The organism is Streptomyces sp. DSM 118878, from assembly GCF_052936595.1.
This window is the reverse complement of record NZ_CP193622.1, coordinates 4,899,666-4,917,260: the sequence shown is the minus strand read 5'-3', so window position 1 is coordinate 4,917,260 and position 17,595 is coordinate 4,899,666. Positions and strand designations below refer to the sequence as shown.

Here is a 17,595-nt window from a genome sequence, read left to right as displayed (position 1 = left end):
GGCGGGACGCCCATGAAGCACCGCTAGGCCGGGCGCCCCTTCGGCCTCCGCAGCCCGGCCTGCGTGAGCCTGCGCACCAGTTCCTTCGGGCCGATCTGGACGGCCCCCGCCCGCACCGCGTCCTCGTACCGGTGGGAGGGGATGTCGTAGTGGTCGCGTTCGAAGGCGCGCGGCGGCGCGCCGATGGCGGCGGCGAAGGCGTGCAGTTCCTCGTACGAGACGTCGCTGACCAGGTGCGACCACAGGCGCCCGTGGCCGGGCCAGGTCGGCGGATCGATGTAGACCGTCACGTGAGCCGGCCCACGGGCGCCACGACGACCCCCGCCTTCGCGCACACCCAGTGCGGATCGGGCCCCAGCTCCGGCTCGACGTCGAGGGCGTGGGGGTCGCCCGAGCCGCAGACAGGGCAGAGCGGCCACCGCCCGTACCGCTCAAGGAGCGCGTCCTGGACGTCCTGGGCGACGAGCCCGGCCACGTAGTCGATGCCTTCGGGCCACTGCTCGACCCACCAGCGCCGGTGCGCCACCGACTGCTCGACGAGCGAGACGACCTCGGCCTCGGCGACCTGCCGGGCCACGAGGTCGGCGAGGACGAGTGCGCGGGCGGCGTGCAACGCCTGCTCCAGTGGGTCGATCGTGTCCATGCCCTCCATTGTCGCCCCGTACGTGGCACACGGAAAAAGATCACGGACGGCGAGCACCCACGGAACCCCACCCCGGGGTCTTGACCGCCCCCACCCCTGAAAATATCTTTCAGACGTGACCAATGACGTGAAGGAAATTTTCACGGGCGCGGCACCTCCCGCCCCCGCCGCCCTCGCGGCCAAGGTGCGGACCCTGGCGCCCTCGATGACGCGGTCCATGCAGCGGGTCGCCGAGGCCGTCGCGGGCGACCCCGCCGGCTGCGCGGCCCTCACGGTCACCGGCCTCGCCGAGCTCACCGGGACCAGCGAGGCCACGGTCGTGCGCACCGCCCGCCTCCTCGGCTACCCGGGCTACCGGGACCTGCGGCTCGCGCTCGCCGGGCTCGCCGCCCAGCAGCAGTCGGGGCGCGCGCCCGCCGTCACCGCGGACATCGCCGTCGACGACCCGATCGCGGACGTCGTCGCGAAGCTGGCCTACGACGAGCAGCAGACCCTCGCCGACACCGCAGCGGGGCTCGACACCGTGCAGCTCGGCGCGGCCGTCGCGGCGCTCGCGGGCGCCCGGCGCGCGGAGATCTACGGGGTCGCCGCCTCGGGCCTCGTCGCCCAGGACCTCGCCCAGAAGCTGCTGCGCATCGGTCACATCGCGCACGCCCACTCCGACCCGCACCTCGCGGTCACCAACGCCGTGACGCTGCGCGCCAAGGACGTGGCGATCGCGATCACCCACTCCGGTTCGACGGGCGACGTCATAGAACCGCTGCGCGTGGCCTTCGAGCACGGGGCCACCACGATCGCGATCACCGGCCGCCCGGACGGCGCGGTCTCCCAGTACGCCGACCACATACTGACCACCTCCACCGCGCGCGAGAGCGAGCTGCGCCCGGCCGCGATGTCGTCCCGTACGAGCCAGTTGCTCGTCGTGGACTGCCTGTTCGTGGGCGTCGCCCAGCGGACGTACGAGACGGCGGCCCCGGCGCTCGCCGCCTCCTACGAAGCGCTCGCGCACCGCCACAGCCAGCGCGCCGGCACCCGCTGAACGCGTCGGCGCCGCTCTACACGTCGACATCCGCTATACACGTCGACACCGGCTGAACGCGCCGGCACCCGCCGTGCGTACGCCGTACGCCGTACGCACGGCGCACGTACGCCGTACATAGGTACCCACCACCCCCCCTCAGCCCCACCGGACACGGAAGAGCCGCAGAAGCCATGACCTCCACCACCGACGCCACCCCCTCCCACCCCGGTGACCGCGGGCACGGCACCTCCCGCCCCGGCGACACGCCCCGGCACGGCGACTACGGAGAGCTCCGCGCCCAGCTCGCCACCCTCACCACCGAGGCATTCCGGCCCGAGCTGTCGGAGATCGACCGGCGACCCACCCTGGAGATCGCACGGATCATGAACGGCGAGGACGCCACCGTCCCCACGGCCGTGGCCGAGCAGCTCCCGGCGATCGCCGCCGCCATCGACGGCACCGCCGAGCGCATGGCCCGCGGCGGCCGCCTGATCTACGCGGGCGCGGGCACCGCCGGCCGCCTCGGCGTGCTCGACGCCTCCGAGTGCCCGCCCACCTTCAACACCGACCCGGCGGAGGTCATCGGCCTCATCGCGGGCGGCCCCGGCGCCATGGTCAGGTCGGTCGAGGGCGCGGAGGACAGCAAGGAGCTGGCGGCCGAGGACCTGGACGGCCTCGGGCTCACCGCGGACGACGTGGTCGTCGGCATCTCCGCCTCGGGCCGCACCCCGTACGCGATCGGCGCCGTCGAGCACGCCCGCGCCCGCTGCGGTGCCCTCACCATCGGCCTCTCCTGCAACGCGGACAGCGCCCTCGCGGCAGCCGCCGAGCACGGCATCGAGGTCGTCGTGGGCCCCGAACTCCTCACCGGCTCAACCCGGTTGAAGGCGGGCACGGCCCAGAAGCTCGTCCTCAACATGATCTCGACGATCACGATGATCCGCCTGGGCAAGACGTACGGAAACCTGATGGTGGACGTACGGGCGTCGAACGAGAAGCTGCGTGCCCGCTCCCGCCGCATCGTGGCGCTCGCGACGGGCGCCTCCGACGAAGAGATCGAGGCCGCCCTCGCCGCCACCGACGGAGAGGTGAAGAACGCCATCCTCACCATCCTCGGCAAGGTCGACGCCCCCACCGCCGCCGAACTCCTGACCACATCCGCCGGCCACCTCCGAGCAGCCCTGAACGCCTCCCGCACCACGGACTAGACGCGGCTCACAGGTCGTCCGGCAGCAACCGGAAGGCTTTGTGGCCGGTCAGGGGTCGGACCATGCGGAAGTGACGGTCGGTGGTGAACATGGCGTCGGTCCGGTATGCGGCAGCCAGGGCCACGTTCATGGCGTCGGTCATCGGCGGGGCGCCGACCTGGGCGGGGAACTCGTTGGCCAGGCCCCGGAGGTGCCCGAGAAGGCAGGCTGAGAACAGGCCGCACGGTCTGTAACGGCCAGGGCTCCTGCCATGATCGTCGCCATGGGCATACAGATCGTGCCGGCCGGGATGGCCGACTTCCACCAGGTCCTGTCTGATCATTCCCGCTACTGGGGGGAACGCGACCTTCGGTCGCTGCACCTCCTGGCACTGGTGCAGGAGTTCGGCTCGACCTGCCTGGTTGCCCGGGCCGAGGACGGAATCCGTGGGTACGTCTTCGGGTTCGTCACCCCGAACGGCACCGGGTACGTGCATCTGATCGCTACGCGGGACGACGCGCGCGGCACCGGTCTCGGGCGTCGTCTATATGCGGCGTTCGCCGAGGTCGCGGAACGTCATGGCGCACGGCAGCTGAAGGCGATCACGTCAATCGAGAACACCGGCTCGATCGCCTTCCATCGCAGCCTCGGCTTCGACACGGAGATCATCGACGACTACAACGGCCCCGGCCGAGCCATGGCCGTCTTCCACCGAGTTCTGCCGCTCAACGCCTCGTGGCCCTGACCGACCAGCCATCACCGGCAATCGCTCACCAGGCGTCAGGTTCACCGGACACCCGGCAGCCTGACACCACCGGCTCAGCCGGGGACGAGCGGCCGAGGCGGCGAACCGCTCACCGCGGCCTCGCCTGGGCCTGCCGGTTCAGCTCCCGCACCCGTTCCCGCAGGACCTCCATCGTCGGCGCCCGCCCCACCTCCCCCGGCGGACAGTCCCACTCCCGGCCGCCGCCGATCGGCCTGAGCTGGACGAGCCCGCCCTCGCAGCCCATCACCTCGCCCACGCTGCCGTCCCGGTGATCCACGGCGTACGTCCCCGTCTCCGGCACCGCCGGGTCCTCGCTCACCGGGCCCCCTCAATAACCGCCGCGAGCCGCAGCGCCGTGTCCAGGTTGCAGCGCCCCAGCTCCACCAACGGCAGCGCGCCCGCCACGCTCAACGGGTCCACCCGCAGCGACGGCAACGTCACGCCGACCCCCGTGAGCGCGGCCCTCACCTGCCGGACCACCTCTTCCGCCGCCCGCAACCGCTCTTCCGCCGTCAGCGCCATGATCTCTGCCTCTCACACCCAGTGTCGCTCTTTGCTCACTCAGCGTGGCTGACTCTGCGTACGCTGAGAAGCGCAGGCCACCCAACAACCCCCCGTGTCGGATGGATGAGTTGCCCATGACGCGACCCAAGGACCTGGACCCGTCCTCCAACCCCCGAGCCCTCCTCGGCGCCGAACTCCGCCACGCCCGTGAACGGGCAGGCCTCAGCCAGGAGGCCCTGGGGGCGCCACTGTTCGTCAGCGGCTCGTTCATCGGCCAACTGGAGGCGGGCACGCGCAGGATGCACCTGGAGTACGCGGTGCACTTCGACGAGGTGCTCGATACCGGGGGCTTCTTCGCCCGCAACTGCGGAGCACTGGCGAAGTCCCGGTACCCCGATCACTTCGCGGAGGCGGCGGAGGCGGAGGCGGTCGCCACGACCATCAAGCACTATCTGCCGCTACTGATCCCCGGCCTGCTTCAGACTCCCGCCTACTCCGCCGAACTGTTCCGGTCCTACCGGCCGATGGCCACGGACGACGAGATCAAAGAGCTGGTGGCGACACGCTTGGAGCGGGGTCGCCTGCTGGAGGACCCAACAACCCCTGTGTTGTGGATCGTCCTGGACGAGGCTGCGCTTCGACGCCCGGTCGGCAGCCCGGCCATCATGGCCGAGGCCCTGCGCCACGTCGCCGATTTGGCCCACCAGCACAGAATCGTCATGCAAGTACTGCCCTACAGCGCCGGGGCGCATGCCGGAATGGGCGGCTCCCTGAAGCTCATGGAGTTCGCGGAGGCCCCGCCCCTTTGCTTCGTCGAGGGACTGGACATGGGGCGCTTGATAGACGACCCCGCAACGGTCGCTCGCCATTCCATGACGTTCAGCCTCCTGCAAGCGTTGGGTCTTCCACCCCGAGACTCCCTGGCCCTAGTGGAATCAGTGGCGCACGATTACGAACATGAGGAACAACACCCCTGAGTACGACTCCCGTAGGGCCTCCTGGCGCAAGTCCACGCACAGCGCCGGAGACGGTGGCGACTGCCTCGAAGTCGCTGACGGGCACCCGGAAGTCGTCCCCGTTCGGGACTCCAAGAACCCCGCCGGCCCGAGGCTCGTGTTCCGGGCCGCCTCCTGGTCAACGTTCATCGAGAACCTCAAGGAAAGCTGACGCGGCCGACGCCCCGAGGCTCAAGTCCCGCGCTTCGAGCCCTCTTTGAGTGGAACGGGAGGCGGGCCTCACCCCGCCCTCCCGCCCCGCACGTGCCCATACGTGCCCGGCTTGCCACGCACGGTGACGACGCTCTAGCGTGCCCACATAACGAACAACCCCCGCCCGGTGCTACCAACACCAGCGGGGGTCTGACCGCGAGATCGAACCCACTAGAAAGCGATCCCATGGCTGAGCCCAAGCCTAGTACCGACCCCCGTCCCGCAGACACAGCCCCACACCCCATGGCCACCCCCGGCTACGGCAAACGCTCCGTACCAGGCCCAGGCCAATACCAGCGCGCCGCAGTCGACTTCCCCCACCTGCCGCCGCGCGAGGCGGCCATCGCCACGTACCTGGACCGGCTGCCCGACGGCACGGACATCTCCGTGAAGACCCTGGCCAAGCACCTCCCGTACGGGCAGTGCGCCCTCCGCACGGCGCTCAACAGGCTCCAGGCCGCAGGCCACTTGCGGCGCGGCAGGGAACACGTACGAGGAGAGGGCAGCGCCCGCTGGGTCACCAGGACCTGGTACTCCCGCACGCCGCGGGACGACGCCTGGTGGGCGGCGTACACCCGCGGCGACGTGCCCGGGGCGGAGCCGGACGGCCCCCGGCATCCCACCAGGAGCCGCGCGTTCATCCTGCTCGCGGCGCTCGGCCGGACGGCCCCCGCGCTGTCGCTGTCGTACGCCGACTGCGTGGCGCTGGAACCGCAGGTCACGCTGTGGTTTGAGCGGGGTGTGGCCGAGCCGGACATTCTGCGGGCGCTCACCTGCGGGCTGCCCACCCCCGTGCACAGCCCGGCGGCGCTGGTCCGCAGCCGCCTGACGAGCAAGCTGCCCCCGGAGCCACCGGTCCGCCCGAGGGCCCTGCGCGTCCTGGAGTGCGCCGTATGTCGGGCCCCCGGCAGCGCGGAGGCCTTGCCGGGAGGCGTCTGCGGCCCGTGCCGAGGCGAACCGGCCCCGGCCCGCACGGCGCCCCTGCCCCCGGAGGCAGTCCACGCCCACGCGGCAGCAGCACGTACCGCCGCCGGTAGCTCGAGGGAAAGGACACACGCATGACCGCTCCGACGGTCCGGCGGCACAGGCCCGGGGCACGATGGGAGCGAGGAGGCACCACCATGACCCCTGGCACCGATGACCGCCCGCAGATGTCCGTCGAGGAATTCGAGGAGCTGGCGCACCGCGCCCCGGAGACCGTGTCGCTCGAATTCCTGAGCGGCAGGGTGAGCGTCAAGCACGGCCCGATCAGCGTCGAGGAATTCGAGGAGCTCGCACGCGCGGCCCCCGAGACCGTCACGCTCGAACTCATCAACGGAAAGCTAGAGGTCAAGCCCGTGCCGGACGGCGACCACGGCGAAATCATCATGTGGGTGCTGCGCCAGTGCATGATGCAACGACCCGAGCTGGCTCTGTACCCGGAACAGGGACTGCGCGTCGACGCCTACCGAAAGGGCCGCGTCAGACCGGACGGCGCTCTGGCTCCGGTCGGCTACTTCGCCGGACAGCAGGAATGGGCCTCCCCCGACGGAGTCCTGATGACCGTCGAGGTCACTTCCGGCGACCGTGACACCGAGCGCCGCGACCGACAGGAGAAGCCGCGCGCCTACGCCTGTGCCGGCATCCCCGTCCACCTCCTCATCGACCGCGACAACCACACGGCCGTCGTGTACAGCGCCTTGGCGGACGGCAGCTATCAGAGCCGCCGCTCCTACCCCTACGGCTCCACCGTCCGCCTCCCCTCTCCCATCGCCATCACCCTGGAGACCGAACGGCTCAAGGACTACGCCGCCTGACCCGGGCCCCGCCGGCGCCCCCGCCCGGACCAGGTCCGCTTCGCGACAGACTTGCCGCACTCCGGTGGCCCGTGGCCGACCCGGCCGCACGACGAGTTGGCCGACGCGCCGCCACCGGGCACCCCTTCCCCCACCGCCGCCGTCCGCGCACCCCTGGCCAGGAAGCCGCTCTCCCACACGCCCCACCCGTAACCGGCCGAAGCCCCGCTGTCCGAAAGGGACCCGCCCGCCACGCGTTCCGGGCGCTCGCCCTACCCTGCGGACACCGGACGTACCAAAGATGGCACCGCACGTGACCGGCACGCACGTGACCGGCCCGCGTACGTCACCGCAGCGGCACGACCGGAGGGGACCCTTCATGACCGAGCACGGCACGACCGACGAACCGCACGAGCCCACCGACCGAACCGTCTCCGAGGCCATCGGTTCCGCCGCCCGCATCACCCTGGCCCCCGGCCCCAAGGAGGCGAGGGAAGCCCCGGCCGAGGCGCCGGCCCCGGACGACGAGTGGGCCCTGCCGGGCGGCACGGCCTGGGTGTACCTCGCCAACCCCAAGCTGGGCCTGACCCGCCCGGTGATCCTGGGCGACGGCTTCAACTCGGGGCCGAGCGAGCTGGCCTTCTCCTGGGAGATCCTGGAGCGCGGCCCGTACCCGTTCCTCAGCGAGCTGCGCGCCCGCGGATACGACGTCATCCTGCTCGGCTTCGACGAGCGCAGCGCCTCGATCCTGGAGAACGCCGAGGTCGCCAGGGCCGCGATCCTGGAGACGATCGCGCGGCGCAAGGGCAGCCACCCGCTGACCGTCGGCGGCTTCAGCATGGGCGGCCTCGTCACGCGGTACGCGCTGGCCAAGATGGAGCACGACGGCGGCGAGGAGAACGACCACCAGACCGGCCTGTACTTCTCCTACGACAGCCCGCACCGCGGCGCCTGGATCCCCCTCGCCCTCCAGTCGTTCGCGCACTACATCCGCAAGCTCAACGCGGCCTTCTCGAACCAGATGAACAGCCCGGCCGCCCGCCAACTGCTGTGGCAGCACATCGCCGAGTGGGACGACACCCCCGAGACCGACAAGGAGCGCGTCGAGTTCCTCGCCGAGCTGGAACGGGTCGGCGGCTGGCCCTCGCGGCCCAAGAAGATCGGCGTCGCCAACGGCGTACGCACCGGCGAGGGCAACGGCATCCGCGGCGGCGAGAAGGCCTTCCACGGCAAGGGCCTCGCCATCACCGGCACCCGGCTGCACACCCAGTCGGCGGGCGAGAACCAGCTCGTCGCGCAGTTGCGGGTGGTGACCCTGCGCAAGCCACAGATCCACACCTCGGGCCTGCCCGAGATCGACGGCGCCCCCGGCGGCACCCTGGAGGGCTTCGGCATCCTCGCCGACGAGCTGGACAAGATCCCCGCCATCATCGGCCTCGGCTCCCAGGCGGACATCCGCGCACACTGCTTCGTCCCGGCGGTCAGCGCGATCGCCCTGCGCGACATCGACACCCACGAGAAGCTGTACGACCCGTTCCCGGAGAACTCCGAGGACAGCGAACTCGACGAATACCTCTGCGCCTCCCACAACGAGGGCCACACCCTGGTGACGGAAGAACTCTGCACCTGGCTCATGGACCGCCTGCCGTAGTCGGCCCTTGCCCCTCGGAGCAACGTCGACGTACAGTTTCCAGTACGTACAGGAAGCTGTACATACTGGAGGAGGCCGCGATGCGCACGATGACCTACACCGAATCTCGGGCCAACTACGCCGAGACGCTCAACGCGGTGGTCGACGACCGCGAGGAAGTGATAGTGACCCGCGCGGGCCGCGAACCGGTCGTCATCGTGGCACTCGACGAGTACGAGTCCTTGAAGGAGACGGCGTACCTGCTGCGCAGTCCGGAGAACGCGCGGCGCATTCTCTCCGCCATCGAGGACTTGGAGAACGGCGGCGGCACTGTCAGGGAGCTGCTCGATTGAAGCTCGTCTGGCAAGAGAAGGCCTGGGCCGACTACGTCCGGTGGCAGGAGCAGGACCGCAAGGTACTGAAACGCATCAATACTCTCCTCCAGGACATCGCCCGCAACGGCCCTGACGAGGGCATCGGCAAACCCGAGCCTCTGAAGCACGGCTTCCACGGCTACTGGTCCCGTCGCATCACCGACGAGCACCGCCTGATCTACAAGGTCGTCGAGGACCAGATCCGCGTCGCGGCCTGCCGCTACCACTACGAACGCTGAAGCACCCGGTTCGAGAAACGCCCGAGGGCGGCACCCCTTCGTGAGAAGGAGTGCCGCCCTCGGTTCGCGTCAGCGATGAACCGCTGATCAACCAGAGGTCGATCAGAAGTCCATGTCACCGCCCGGCATGCCGCCGCCGGCCGGGGCAGCGCCCGCCTTCTCCGGCTTGTCGGCGATGACGGCCTCGGTGGTGAGGAACAGCGCGGCGATGGACGCGGCGTTCTGCAGGGCAGAGCGCGTGACCTTCGCCGGGTCGAGGATGCCCTCGGCGATCATGTCGACGTACTCACCGGTCGCGGCGTTCAGGCCGTGGCCGATGGGAAGGTTGCGCACCTTCTCGACGATGACGCCACCCTCAAGGCCGGCGTTGACCGCGATCTGCTTCAGCGGGGCCTCAAGGGCCAGCTTCACAGCGGCGGCACCGGTGGCCTCGTCGCCCTCGAGCTCAAGCTTCTCGAAGACAGCGGCGGCCTGGATGAGGGCCACGCCACCACCGGCGACGATGCCCTCTTCGACGGCGGCCTTCGCGTTGCGAACGGCGTCCTCGATGCGGTGCTTGCGCTCCTTGAGCTCGACCTCGGTCGCGGCACCGGCCTTGATGACCGCAACACCGCCGGCGAGCTTCGCCAGGCGCTCCTGAAGCTTCTCGCGGTCGTAGTCGCTGTCCGAGTTCTCGATCTCGGCACGGATCTGGTTGACGCGACCCTGGACCTGGTCGCTCTCACCGGAGCCGTCGACGATCGTGGTCTCGTCCTTGGTGATGACGACCTTGCGGGCACGGCCGAGCAGGTCGAGACCGGCGTTCTCCAGCTTGAGGCCGACCTCCTCGGAGATGACGGTGCCACCGGTGAGGATGGCGATGTCGCCGAGCATGGCCTTGCGGCGGTCACCGAAGCCCGGAGCCTTGACGGCGACGGACTTGAACGTGCCACGGATCTTGTTGACGACCAGGGTCGACAGGGCCTCGCCCTCGACGTCCTCGGCGATGATCAGCAGCGGCTTGCCGGACTGCATGACCTTCTCGAGGAGCGGAAGGAGGTCCTTCACGTTCGAGATCTTCGAGTTGACGATCAGGATGTACGGGTCGTCGAGCGACGCCTCCATACGCTCCATGTCGGTGGCGAAGTACGCCGAGATGTAGCCCTTGTCGAAGCGCATGCCCTCGGTGAGCTCAAGCTCAAGCCCGAAGGTCTGCGACTCCTCGACGGTGATGACGCCTTCCTTGCCGACCTTGTCCATCGCCTCGGCGATGAGCTCGCCGATCTGGGTGTCGGCGGCGGAGATGGAGGCCGTCGAAGCGATCTGCTCCTTGGTCTCGACATCCTTGGCCTGCTCGAGGAGAGCGCCCGAGACGGCCTCGACGGCCTTCTCGATGCCGCGCTTCAGAGCCATCGGGTTGGCACCGGCGGCCACGTTGCGCAGACCCTCGCGCACCAGGGCCTGGGCCAGGACGGTCGCGGTCGTCGTGCCGTCACCGGCGACGTCGTCCGTCTTCTTCGCGACCTCCTTGACCAGCTCGGCGCCGATCTTCTCGTACGGGTCCTCGAGCTCGATCTCCTTGGCGATGGAAACACCATCGTTGGTGATCGTGGGGGCGCCCCACTTCTTCTCGAGGACGACGTTGCGACCCTTGGGGCCCAGGGTCACCTTGACGGCGTCGGCGAGCTGGTTCATGCCGCGCTCGAGGCCGCGCCGTGCCTCCTCGTCGAACGCGATGATCTTGGCCATGTGAAGTGGTCCTCCCGGACGGGGTGGAAAAGCAAGCAAACGGACCGTGCTGGCGCCCGCGACGGACGGCCTGCGTGCCGCGTGGTTCCTTGCCCCACCCGGCCTGCGGACCTCACCGACCCGATCCAAGTTCTGTCACTCTCACTGGGAGAGTGCTAAGCCAATGATTAGCACTCGACCCCTGCGAGTGCAAGCGCCTCTCACGGTCTCGGGCAGACTCCGGACGCACATGAGGGGCCCGTACCCCCATCGGGATACGAGCCCCTCACGATGCTTGCGTCGGTGGCCGTTCGCGCCGAGCTAGACGGCGAGCTTGACCATGTCCGCCTGCGGACCCTTCTGGCCCTGCGAGATCTCGAACTCGACTCGCTGACCTTCTTCCAGGGTGCGGTAGCCGTCCATCTGGATCGCGCTGTAGTGGACGAAAACATCCGCACCACCGTCGACCGCGATGAAGCCGTACCCCTTCTCCGCGTTGAACCACTTGACGGTGCCCTGAGCCATGCCGAACTCCCCTATTTCTGGCCCTTGCACAGGACCGCACTTCGCGGACCCGGGTCAGACCTCACTCCCCAATTGATTGGGGGTGTGCGCCGGAACGCGTCGACCGCCGCTGAATGTATCTGCCCAACTGCCCTCTGCAACAGGTCAATCGGACGAGAATTCTGGGCATGACGGAACGGTGATTTACGGAGAGTCCCCCGGAATCCAGGGCAATTCGGGCCGGGCAAATGCCGCAGAAGGCCCATATAGGCAGCGCGCATTGGCTGCTTCTTGTCGGCTCCAGGCCGACTTCGTCTATGCACTCGGCACCGACGGCGAAGCGCGTTCCCCAACTGTACCGCGCTCAACCATGCTGAATTGCCCCCTCCGTTTCTCTCCCGGAGGGGGCAATTCAGCTCATGCGGGCTGCTCGGACAGAAGATCAGCCACCGGCGACGGCGGGAATGATCGAGATACCGGCGCCGTCCGGAGTGGCCGTTTCCAGACCCTGCTCGAAACGGACGTCGTCGTCGTTCACGTACACGTTGACGAAGCGGCGCAGCTTGCCCTGGTCGTCCAGGACGCGCGCGGCGATGCCGGCGTGGTTCTTCTCCAGGTCGGCGATGACCTCACCGAGGTTGCCCCCCTCGGCGGCGACCTCGGCCTTTCCGCCGGTGTAGGTGCGGAGAATGGTGGGGATACGGACGTTCACGCTCATGGGATTCACCTCAGGGGTACGGGCCCCGTCAGGGGCGCGGGGAACTGCGCGAGGACGGACCAGGACGGACCGGGACGGACCACGGCCCACGGCCCGCGGCCGACAGCGGACCACGGGCCCTACGGTGGCTATTCGGCCAGACCCGCGGCGCGGAACGCCTCAAGGCTCGGCGGGATCGTCGCGGTCGCCTGAGACGTCTCGGCGACGGCGTCAAGCGTCTTGAGCCCGTCCCCCGTGTTCAGCACGACCGTGGTGAGGGCCGGGTCGATGAGCCCCGCCTCGACGAGCTTCTTGGTGACGCCCACCGTCACCCCGCCGGCGGTCTCCGCGAAGATCCCCTCCGTCCGGGCGAGGATCTTGATCGCCTCGACGACCTGCTCGTCGTTCACGTCCTCCACCGCGCCGCCCGTGCGACGCGCGATGTCCAGGACGTAAGGACCGTCGGCGGGGTTGCCGATGGCCAGCGACTTGGCGATGGTGTTCGGCTTCTGGGGGCGCACGACGTCGTGCCCGGCCTTGAACGCGGCCGACACCGGCGAACAGCCCTCGGCCTGGGCGCCGAAGATCTTGTACGGCTTGTCCGCCACGAGGCCGAGCGCGATCAGCTCCTTGAGCCCCTTGTCGATCTTCGTGAGCTGCGATCCGGAGGCGATCGGGATGACGAGCTGGTCGGGCAGAACCCAGCCGAGCTGCTCGCAGATCTCGTACGCGAGGGTCTTGGAGCCCTCGCCGTAGTAGGGCCGCAGGTTGACGTTGACGAAGCCCCAGCCCTCGCCCAGCGGGTCGCCGATGAGCTCGGAGCAGAAGCGGTTCACGTCGTCGTAGTTGCCCTCGATGCCGACGAGCTCGCCGCCGTAGACCGCGGCCATGACGACCTTGCCCTGCTCCAGGTCGTGCGGGATGAACACGCAGGAACGGAAGCCGGCGCGGGCCGCGGCGGCACCGACGGCGCCCGCGAGGTTGCCGGTGGAGGAGCAGGAGAGCGTGGTGAAGCCGAAGGCGCGCGCGGCTTCGAGGGCCTGCGCGACGACGCGGTCCTTGAAGGAGTGCGTCGGGTTGCCGGAGTCGTCCTTGACGAACAGCTTGCCCGGCTCGACGCCGAGCTCACGGGCGAGGTTGTCGGCCTTGACGAGCTTGGTCCAGCCCGGGTTCAGGTTCGGCTTGTCGGCCACGTCGGCGGGGACGGGCAGCAGCGGGGCGTAGCGCCAGATGTTGGCGGGGCCCGCCTCGATCCGGGCGCGCAGTGACTCCGGGTCACCGAGAGGCAGGTCGTACGCGACCTCAAGAGGGCCGAAACACTCGACGCAGGCGAAAATGGGGCCGAGGGGGAATGTGGTGCCGCACTCACGGCACACGAGGCCGGAGGCCGGTCCGAGGTCGACGGTGGGGGTCGTTTCGGTGGCGACAGTCTGAACAGCCATGGAGGCGAGGCCCTTTCTCCTCATCTTCCTCGCGACGCATCTCGCCGCGAGACGGAATTGGCACCTTCCCCGCCGTGACCTCGCGGTCGGCGGAATGGTTGCCGGGGCTTCAACGGGCCGTTTCCCTCTGCCCCTCTGGATGAGCGGTTTTCGATTATGGGTTTCAGTTGTTGGTCGGAACGCGGCGGTGACCCCGACATGCGATGGCCACCGGCGTTGTTCAAGACTGTAACCGAAGCCCCGGACCCTTGAGATAGTCGTCCGAACGGCGAGATGGATCACATAGGGGAGGACGCAGACCGTGCTGGAAGAGGCCGAGCGCTGGCTGAGCAGGCGTTCCTGGTCGGTCGCCGACCGTCCGGCGGACCGGCTGGCCGCGGCCAAACGCGCGTCCGGCGCGACGGTGAGCGTCGTCCTGCCCGCCCTCGACGAGGAGCGGACGGTCGGCGCGATCGTCGCCGAGATCCGCCGCGAGCTGATGGAGCGGGTGCCGCTGGTCGACGAGCTCGTGGTGATCGACTCCGGCTCGTCCGACCGCACCGCCGAGGTCGCGCGGAAAGCGGGCGCCAGGGTCGTCCACCGGGACGCGATACTGCCGCGCCTGCCGGCCGTGCCGGGCAAGGGCGAGGTGCTGTGGCGCTCACTCCTGGTCACCGACGGCGACATCGTGGCGTTCGTCGACGCCGACCTGAAGGAGTTCTCCGCCGACTTCGTGACGGGGACGGTGGGCCCGCTGCTGACCGAGCCCGACGTGCACTTCGTGAAGGCGATGTACGACCGCCCCCTCGGCGCCGAGACCGGCCAGGGCGGCCGGGTCACCGAGCTGATGGCGCGCCCGCTCCTGAACATGCACTGGCCGCTGCTCGCCGGGTTCGTCCAGCCGCTCGGCGGCGAGTACGCGGCCCGCCGGTCCCTCCTCGAACGGCTGCCCTTCCCCGTCGGATACGGGGTGGAGCTCGGGCTGCTCGTCGACGCGCTGCACACCGTCGGGCTCGACGCGCTCGCGCAGGTCGACGTGGGGGTGCGCAGGCACCGGCACCAGGACGGGCAGGCGCTCGGACGGATGGCGGCGGCCATCTACCGCACGGCGCAGCTGCGGCTCGCGCGCGGACACCTCGTACGCCCGGAGCTGACGCAGTTCGAGCGGGGCGAGCACGGGTTCGTGCCGCGTACGTACGCGGTGGACACGGAGGAACGGCCTCCGATGACCGGTATCTCCGAGTACGCGCACCGGCGTGTGGCGTAAGGGCTTGTCCGTGGTGTCTGGCGGAGTCCGCTCGGCATACGTTTGAGCGTTTCCGGTACGGGCTACGTTCTGCCACATGGTTCCAGAGCTCCGTTCGTCGACAGCAGCGCAGGTACTCGTCGCGTCCAACCGCGGCCCCGTCTCGTACTCCGTGGGAGAGGACGGGGAGCTCACCGCCAAACGCGGCGGCGGCGGACTCGTCTCCGGACTGAGCGCCATCGGTGACGAGGCGGACGCCCTGTGGGTGTGCGCGGCGCTCGGCGAGGGCGACCGGGAGGCCGTGCGGCGCGGCGTCTCGGAGCCGGGGGTGCGGATGCTCGACATCGACGCGGGCGCCGGCGAGGGCGTGCACGCGGCGGCCTACAACGGCATCGCCAACTCGGTCCTGTGGTTCGTCCACCACATGCTCTACCAGACGCCGCTCGAACCGTCCTTCGGCCCGGAGTTCCGCGCCCAGTGGAAGGCGTACGAGACGTACAACCGCGCGTTCGCCGAGGCGCTCGCCGCGGAGGCGGCGCCCGGGGCGGCGGTCCTCGTGCAGGACTACCACCTCACGCTCGTCCCCGGCATGCTCCGCGAGCTCCGCGAGGACCTGCGGATCGGGCACTTCTCGCACACCCCGTGGGCGCCCGCCGACTACTTCCGGATGCTCCCCGACGACGTGGCGGAGCAGGTGCTCCGGGGCATGCTCGGCGCCGACCGGCTCGGGTTCCTCACCGGGCGGTGGGCCGACGCCTTCACGGAGTGCTGCGTGCGGCTGCTCGGCGGCACGTCGGGCACGCGCATCGGTGTGCACGGCCTCGGCGCCGACGCGGACTTCCTGCGGGAGCGGTCGCGGCGTGACGACGTCGAGGAGCGGATGCGGGCGCTGCGCGAGCAGGTCGGGGAGGGCCGCAGGACGATCGTGCGGGTGGACAGGACCGAGCTGTCCAAGAACATCGTGCGCGGCCTGCGGGCCTACCGGCAGTTGCTCCGGGATCGCCCCGAATGGCTGGAACGGGTCGTCCATGTCGCCTTCGCCTACCCCTCGCGGCAGGACCTCGCCGTCTACCGCGACTACACCGCGGAGGTCTCACGCGTCGCCGAGGAGATCAACTCCGAGTTCGGCACGGAGGGGTGGACGCCCGTCGTCCTGCACGTCAAGGACGACTTCGCGCGGTCGCTCGCGGCGTACCGCCTCGCCGACGTGGCGCTGGTCAACCCCATCCGTGACGGGATGAACCTCGTGGCCAAGGAGGTGCCGGTCGTCTCCGACGAGGGGTGCGCGCTGGTGCTCTCGCGGGAGGCCGGGGCGTACGAGGAGCTGTCCGAGGACGTGCTCGGGGTGAACCCCTACGACATCTCGGCCACGGCGGCGGCGCTGCACGCGGCGCTGAGCATGGCCCCCGAGGAGCGCGCGGAGCGCACCAAGCGCCTCGCGGCGGCGGCCACGGCCCTGCCGCCGGCGCAGTGGTTCCTCGACCAGCTGCACGCCTTGACCGGCGAGGGGGCCTAGCCGCCGCCTCCCCGCGGCGAGCGTCAGGGCAGGTTCGCCGCGATCGCGGACAGCAGTTCCACCACGCCCGCCGGGCCGTCCACCACCAGGTCCGCGCGGTCCGCGAGCTCCGTGACCTCCGCGCTGCCGCTGCACACCAGGAGGCCCGCGACGCCGTCCGAGCGGAGCTTCTCCACCGCTCCGAAGGCCGGCAGGTCGCCCAGGTCGTCGCCCGCGTAGAGGACCGACTCGGCGCCCACCTCGCGGAGGTACTCCGCCAGGGCCACGCCCTTGTCCATGCCGGGCGGGCGCAGCTCCAGGACCATGCGGCCGGGCTCGACGATCAGACCGTGGCGTGCCGCGAGCTCCGCCAGCGGCTCGCGCAGGGCGTCGAAGGCCGCCTGCGGGTCCTCCGCGCGGCGGGTGTGGACGGCGACCGCGCGGCCCTTCTCCTCCGTCCAGGTGCCGCGCCAGGCCCCGATCGCGTCGAGGAAGCCGGGCAGCTCGGCCCGGACCGCGGCGACGCCGGGGTGCTCCTCCGCGGCCTGCACGGTGCCGGTGACGGCGTCCCAGCGCTCGGCGCCGTAGTGCCCGAGCACCACCAGGCGTTCGAGGCCCGCCGCGCCCGCGAAGCCGCCGTAGCGCACCGCGACGCCCGCCGGGCGTCCGGTGACCACGGCGACGGACCGCAGGCGCGGGGCGAGCGCGGCGAGCGCCGGCACCGCGTCGGGGTGGGCGCGGGCCTGCTCGGGGTCGGGCACGATCGCGGCGAGCGTGCCGTCGAAGTCGAGGGCCACGACGGCCCGTTCCGGCCTCGCCAGAATCGCGGCGAGGCCGTCACGGCCGGCGGGCGTGACGGGCTCGGGCAGTCCAGGACGTCCCGGCTCGGCGGGCTGCGCGTACGTAGGGTCACCCATGGGCCCGACCCTAACGGGATCAGCGCTCCTCGCGCCGTGACTCCCGCACCCGGCGCAGCCGATTGACCGTAATCGGGTCGTGCGCGAGGGCCCGCGGATCGTCCAGGAGGGCGTTCAGGAGCTGGTAGTAGCGCACCGGCACCATGCCGAGCTCCTCGCGCACCGCACGTTCCTTCGCGCCAGGACCCGGCCAGTCGCGCCGCTCCAGGGCGAGCACGGCACGGTCCCTGTCCGAGAGCTCCTGTTCGGTCATGCCCGACA

The 17,595-nt window shown here is 70.3% G+C and carries 22 protein-coding genes, 1 pseudogene and 1 riboswitch; of the genes and pseudogenes, 12 read left to right on the top strand and 11 right to left on the bottom strand.

All coding sequences use genetic code 11. The annotated features are described in order from the left end of the window. Nucleotides 1-23 precede the first annotated feature (23 nt). Together ACRAKF_RS21995 and ACRAKF_RS21990 are read right to left on the bottom strand one after the other, a co-directional pair. Entirely contained in the window at nucleotides 24-290 is a 267-nt protein-coding gene (locus ACRAKF_RS21995) for a DUF4031 domain-containing protein (protein ID WP_447038992.1), read from the bottom strand. After that, nucleotides 287-643 (bottom strand): hypothetical protein, encoded by a 357-nt coding sequence (locus ACRAKF_RS21990; RefSeq protein ID WP_447038991.1) that lies wholly within the window; start codon nucleotides 641-643, stop codon nucleotides 287-289. The genes ACRAKF_RS21995 and ACRAKF_RS21990 overlap by 4 nt, the downstream gene beginning before the upstream one ends. A gap of 115 nt (nucleotides 644-758) precedes the next feature. Here ACRAKF_RS21990 and ACRAKF_RS21985 point away from each other — a divergent pair, with 115 nt between their 5' ends. Continuing rightward, nucleotides 759-1,682: a MurR/RpiR family transcriptional regulator gene (locus tag ACRAKF_RS21985; protein ID WP_447038990.1), complete on the top strand. Its 924-nt coding sequence runs from the start codon at nucleotides 759-761 to the stop codon at nucleotides 1,680-1,682. A 173-nt stretch (nucleotides 1,683-1,855) separates the two neighbouring features. Then, complete coding sequence (murQ, locus tag ACRAKF_RS21980; protein WP_447038989.1) at nucleotides 1,856-2,872, top strand: N-acetylmuramic acid 6-phosphate etherase; 1,017 nt, start codon at nucleotides 1,856-1,858, stop codon at nucleotides 2,870-2,872. A 7-nt stretch (nucleotides 2,873-2,879) separates the two neighbouring features. Here murQ and ACRAKF_RS21975 read toward each other — a convergent pair. Continuing rightward, nucleotides 2,880-3,014 (bottom strand): annotated as a pseudogene (locus ACRAKF_RS21975) (PIN domain-containing protein); the annotation flags it as partial. A gap of 108 nt (nucleotides 3,015-3,122) precedes the next feature. On the opposite strand from ACRAKF_RS21975, the gene ACRAKF_RS21970 reads away from it, so the two are divergent. Next, nucleotides 3,123-3,596 carry an N-acetyltransferase family protein gene (locus tag ACRAKF_RS21970; protein ID WP_447038988.1) on the top strand — a complete coding sequence of 158 codons (474 nt, stop codon included), beginning with the start codon at nucleotides 3,123-3,125 and terminating at the stop codon, nucleotides 3,594-3,596. Between the two features lie 109 nt (nucleotides 3,597-3,705). Here the strand turns inward: ACRAKF_RS21970 and ACRAKF_RS21965 are convergent, their stop codons facing one another. Both ACRAKF_RS21965 and ACRAKF_RS21960 read right to left on the bottom strand, forming a co-directional pair. After that, nucleotides 3,706-3,936, bottom strand: a complete 231-nt coding sequence (locus tag ACRAKF_RS21965; RefSeq protein WP_447038987.1) for a hypothetical protein — start codon at nucleotides 3,934-3,936, stop codon at nucleotides 3,706-3,708. Next, a complete protein-coding gene (locus tag ACRAKF_RS21960) occupies nucleotides 3,933-4,139 on the bottom strand; it encodes a hypothetical protein (RefSeq protein ID WP_447038986.1) in 207 nt (68 codons plus the stop codon). Before ACRAKF_RS21960 ends, ACRAKF_RS21965 begins: the two co-directional genes overlap by 4 nt. A gap of 116 nt (nucleotides 4,140-4,255) precedes the next feature. Here ACRAKF_RS21960 and ACRAKF_RS21955 point away from each other — a divergent pair, with 116 nt between their 5' ends. The 7 genes from ACRAKF_RS21955 to ACRAKF_RS21925 all read left to right on the top strand — a co-directional run bounded on the left by ACRAKF_RS21955 (nucleotide 4,256) and on the right by ACRAKF_RS21925 (nucleotide 9,347). After that, nucleotides 4,256-5,098, top strand: a complete 843-nt coding sequence (locus ACRAKF_RS21955) for a helix-turn-helix domain-containing protein (protein ID WP_447038985.1) — start codon at nucleotides 4,256-4,258, stop codon at nucleotides 5,096-5,098. Beyond that, a complete protein-coding gene (locus tag ACRAKF_RS21950; RefSeq protein ID WP_447038984.1) occupies nucleotides 5,079-5,288 on the top strand; it encodes a DUF397 domain-containing protein in 210 nt (69 codons plus the stop codon). Before ACRAKF_RS21955 ends, ACRAKF_RS21950 begins: the two co-directional genes overlap by 20 nt. Before the next feature lie 284 nt (nucleotides 5,289-5,572). Continuing rightward, nucleotides 5,573-6,391, top strand: a complete 819-nt coding sequence (locus ACRAKF_RS21945; RefSeq protein WP_447038983.1) for a hypothetical protein — start codon at nucleotides 5,573-5,575, stop codon at nucleotides 6,389-6,391. A 59-nt stretch (nucleotides 6,392-6,450) separates the two neighbouring features. Beyond that, the gene (locus ACRAKF_RS21940) at nucleotides 6,451-7,125 is read left to right on the top strand and encodes a Uma2 family endonuclease (protein WP_447038982.1); all 675 of its coding nucleotides are present in this window, start codon (nucleotides 6,451-6,453) and stop codon (nucleotides 7,123-7,125) included. Nucleotides 7,126-7,483: 358 nt separating this feature from the next. Next, nucleotides 7,484-8,755, top strand: coding sequence for an esterase/lipase family protein (locus ACRAKF_RS21935; protein WP_447038980.1), 1,272 nt, complete (start codon nucleotides 7,484-7,486; stop codon nucleotides 8,753-8,755). 80 nt (nucleotides 8,756-8,835) lie between these two features. After that, a complete protein-coding gene (locus ACRAKF_RS21930; protein WP_399926588.1) occupies nucleotides 8,836-9,087 on the top strand; it encodes a type II toxin-antitoxin system Phd/YefM family antitoxin in 252 nt (83 codons plus the stop codon). Continuing rightward, nucleotides 9,084-9,347 carry a Txe/YoeB family addiction module toxin gene (locus tag ACRAKF_RS21925; RefSeq protein WP_399926590.1) on the top strand — a complete coding sequence of 88 codons (264 nt, stop codon included), beginning with the start codon at nucleotides 9,084-9,086 and terminating at the stop codon, nucleotides 9,345-9,347. Before ACRAKF_RS21930 ends, ACRAKF_RS21925 begins: the two co-directional genes overlap by 4 nt. Before the next feature lie 102 nt (nucleotides 9,348-9,449). Here ACRAKF_RS21925 and groL read toward each other — a convergent pair whose 3' ends face one another. The 4 genes from groL to thrC all read right to left on the bottom strand — a co-directional run bounded on the left by groL (nucleotide 9,450) and on the right by thrC (nucleotide 13,697). Then, the gene (gene groL, locus ACRAKF_RS21920; RefSeq protein ID WP_160505762.1) at nucleotides 9,450-11,075 is read right to left on the bottom strand and encodes a chaperonin GroEL; all 1,626 of its coding nucleotides are present in this window, start codon (nucleotides 11,073-11,075) and stop codon (nucleotides 9,450-9,452) included. Between the two features lie 300 nt (nucleotides 11,076-11,375). Next, on the bottom strand, nucleotides 11,376-11,579 hold the full coding sequence (locus ACRAKF_RS21915) for a cold-shock protein (RefSeq protein ID WP_005315736.1): 204 nt from the start codon (nucleotides 11,577-11,579) through the stop codon (nucleotides 11,376-11,378). Nucleotides 11,580-12,000: 421 nt separating this feature from the next. After that, the gene (locus tag ACRAKF_RS21910; protein WP_447038979.1) at nucleotides 12,001-12,276 is read right to left on the bottom strand and encodes a MoaD/ThiS family protein; all 276 of its coding nucleotides are present in this window, start codon (nucleotides 12,274-12,276) and stop codon (nucleotides 12,001-12,003) included. 128 nt (nucleotides 12,277-12,404) lie between these two features. Next, nucleotides 12,405-13,697 (bottom strand): threonine synthase, encoded by a 1,293-nt coding sequence (thrC, locus tag ACRAKF_RS21905; protein WP_447038978.1) that lies wholly within the window; start codon nucleotides 13,695-13,697, stop codon nucleotides 12,405-12,407. A gap of 17 nt (nucleotides 13,698-13,714) precedes the next feature. After that, a riboswitch (SAM riboswitch) is annotated at nucleotides 13,715-13,843 on the bottom strand. Between the two features lie 155 nt (nucleotides 13,844-13,998). Between thrC and ACRAKF_RS21900 the strand changes: the two genes are divergently transcribed. Then, nucleotides 13,999-14,943, top strand: a complete 945-nt coding sequence (locus ACRAKF_RS21900) for a glucosyl-3-phosphoglycerate synthase (protein ID WP_447038977.1) — start codon at nucleotides 13,999-14,001, stop codon at nucleotides 14,941-14,943. 76 nt (nucleotides 14,944-15,019) lie between these two features. Further along, nucleotides 15,020-16,438 carry an alpha,alpha-trehalose-phosphate synthase (UDP-forming) gene (locus ACRAKF_RS21895; protein WP_447038976.1) on the top strand — a complete coding sequence of 473 codons (1,419 nt, stop codon included), beginning with the start codon at nucleotides 15,020-15,022 and terminating at the stop codon, nucleotides 16,436-16,438. 23 nt (nucleotides 16,439-16,461) lie between these two features. On the opposite strand, the gene otsB is transcribed toward ACRAKF_RS21895, so the two are convergent. Next, on the bottom strand, nucleotides 16,462-17,334 hold the full coding sequence (gene otsB, locus ACRAKF_RS21890) for a trehalose-phosphatase (RefSeq protein ID WP_447038975.1): 873 nt from the start codon (nucleotides 17,332-17,334) through the stop codon (nucleotides 16,462-16,464). 19 nt (nucleotides 17,335-17,353) lie between these two features. Next, complete coding sequence (locus tag ACRAKF_RS21885) at nucleotides 17,354-17,587, bottom strand: DUF3263 domain-containing protein (RefSeq protein WP_447038973.1); 234 nt, start codon at nucleotides 17,585-17,587, stop codon at nucleotides 17,354-17,356. Nucleotides 17,588-17,595: the final 8 nt, after the last annotated feature.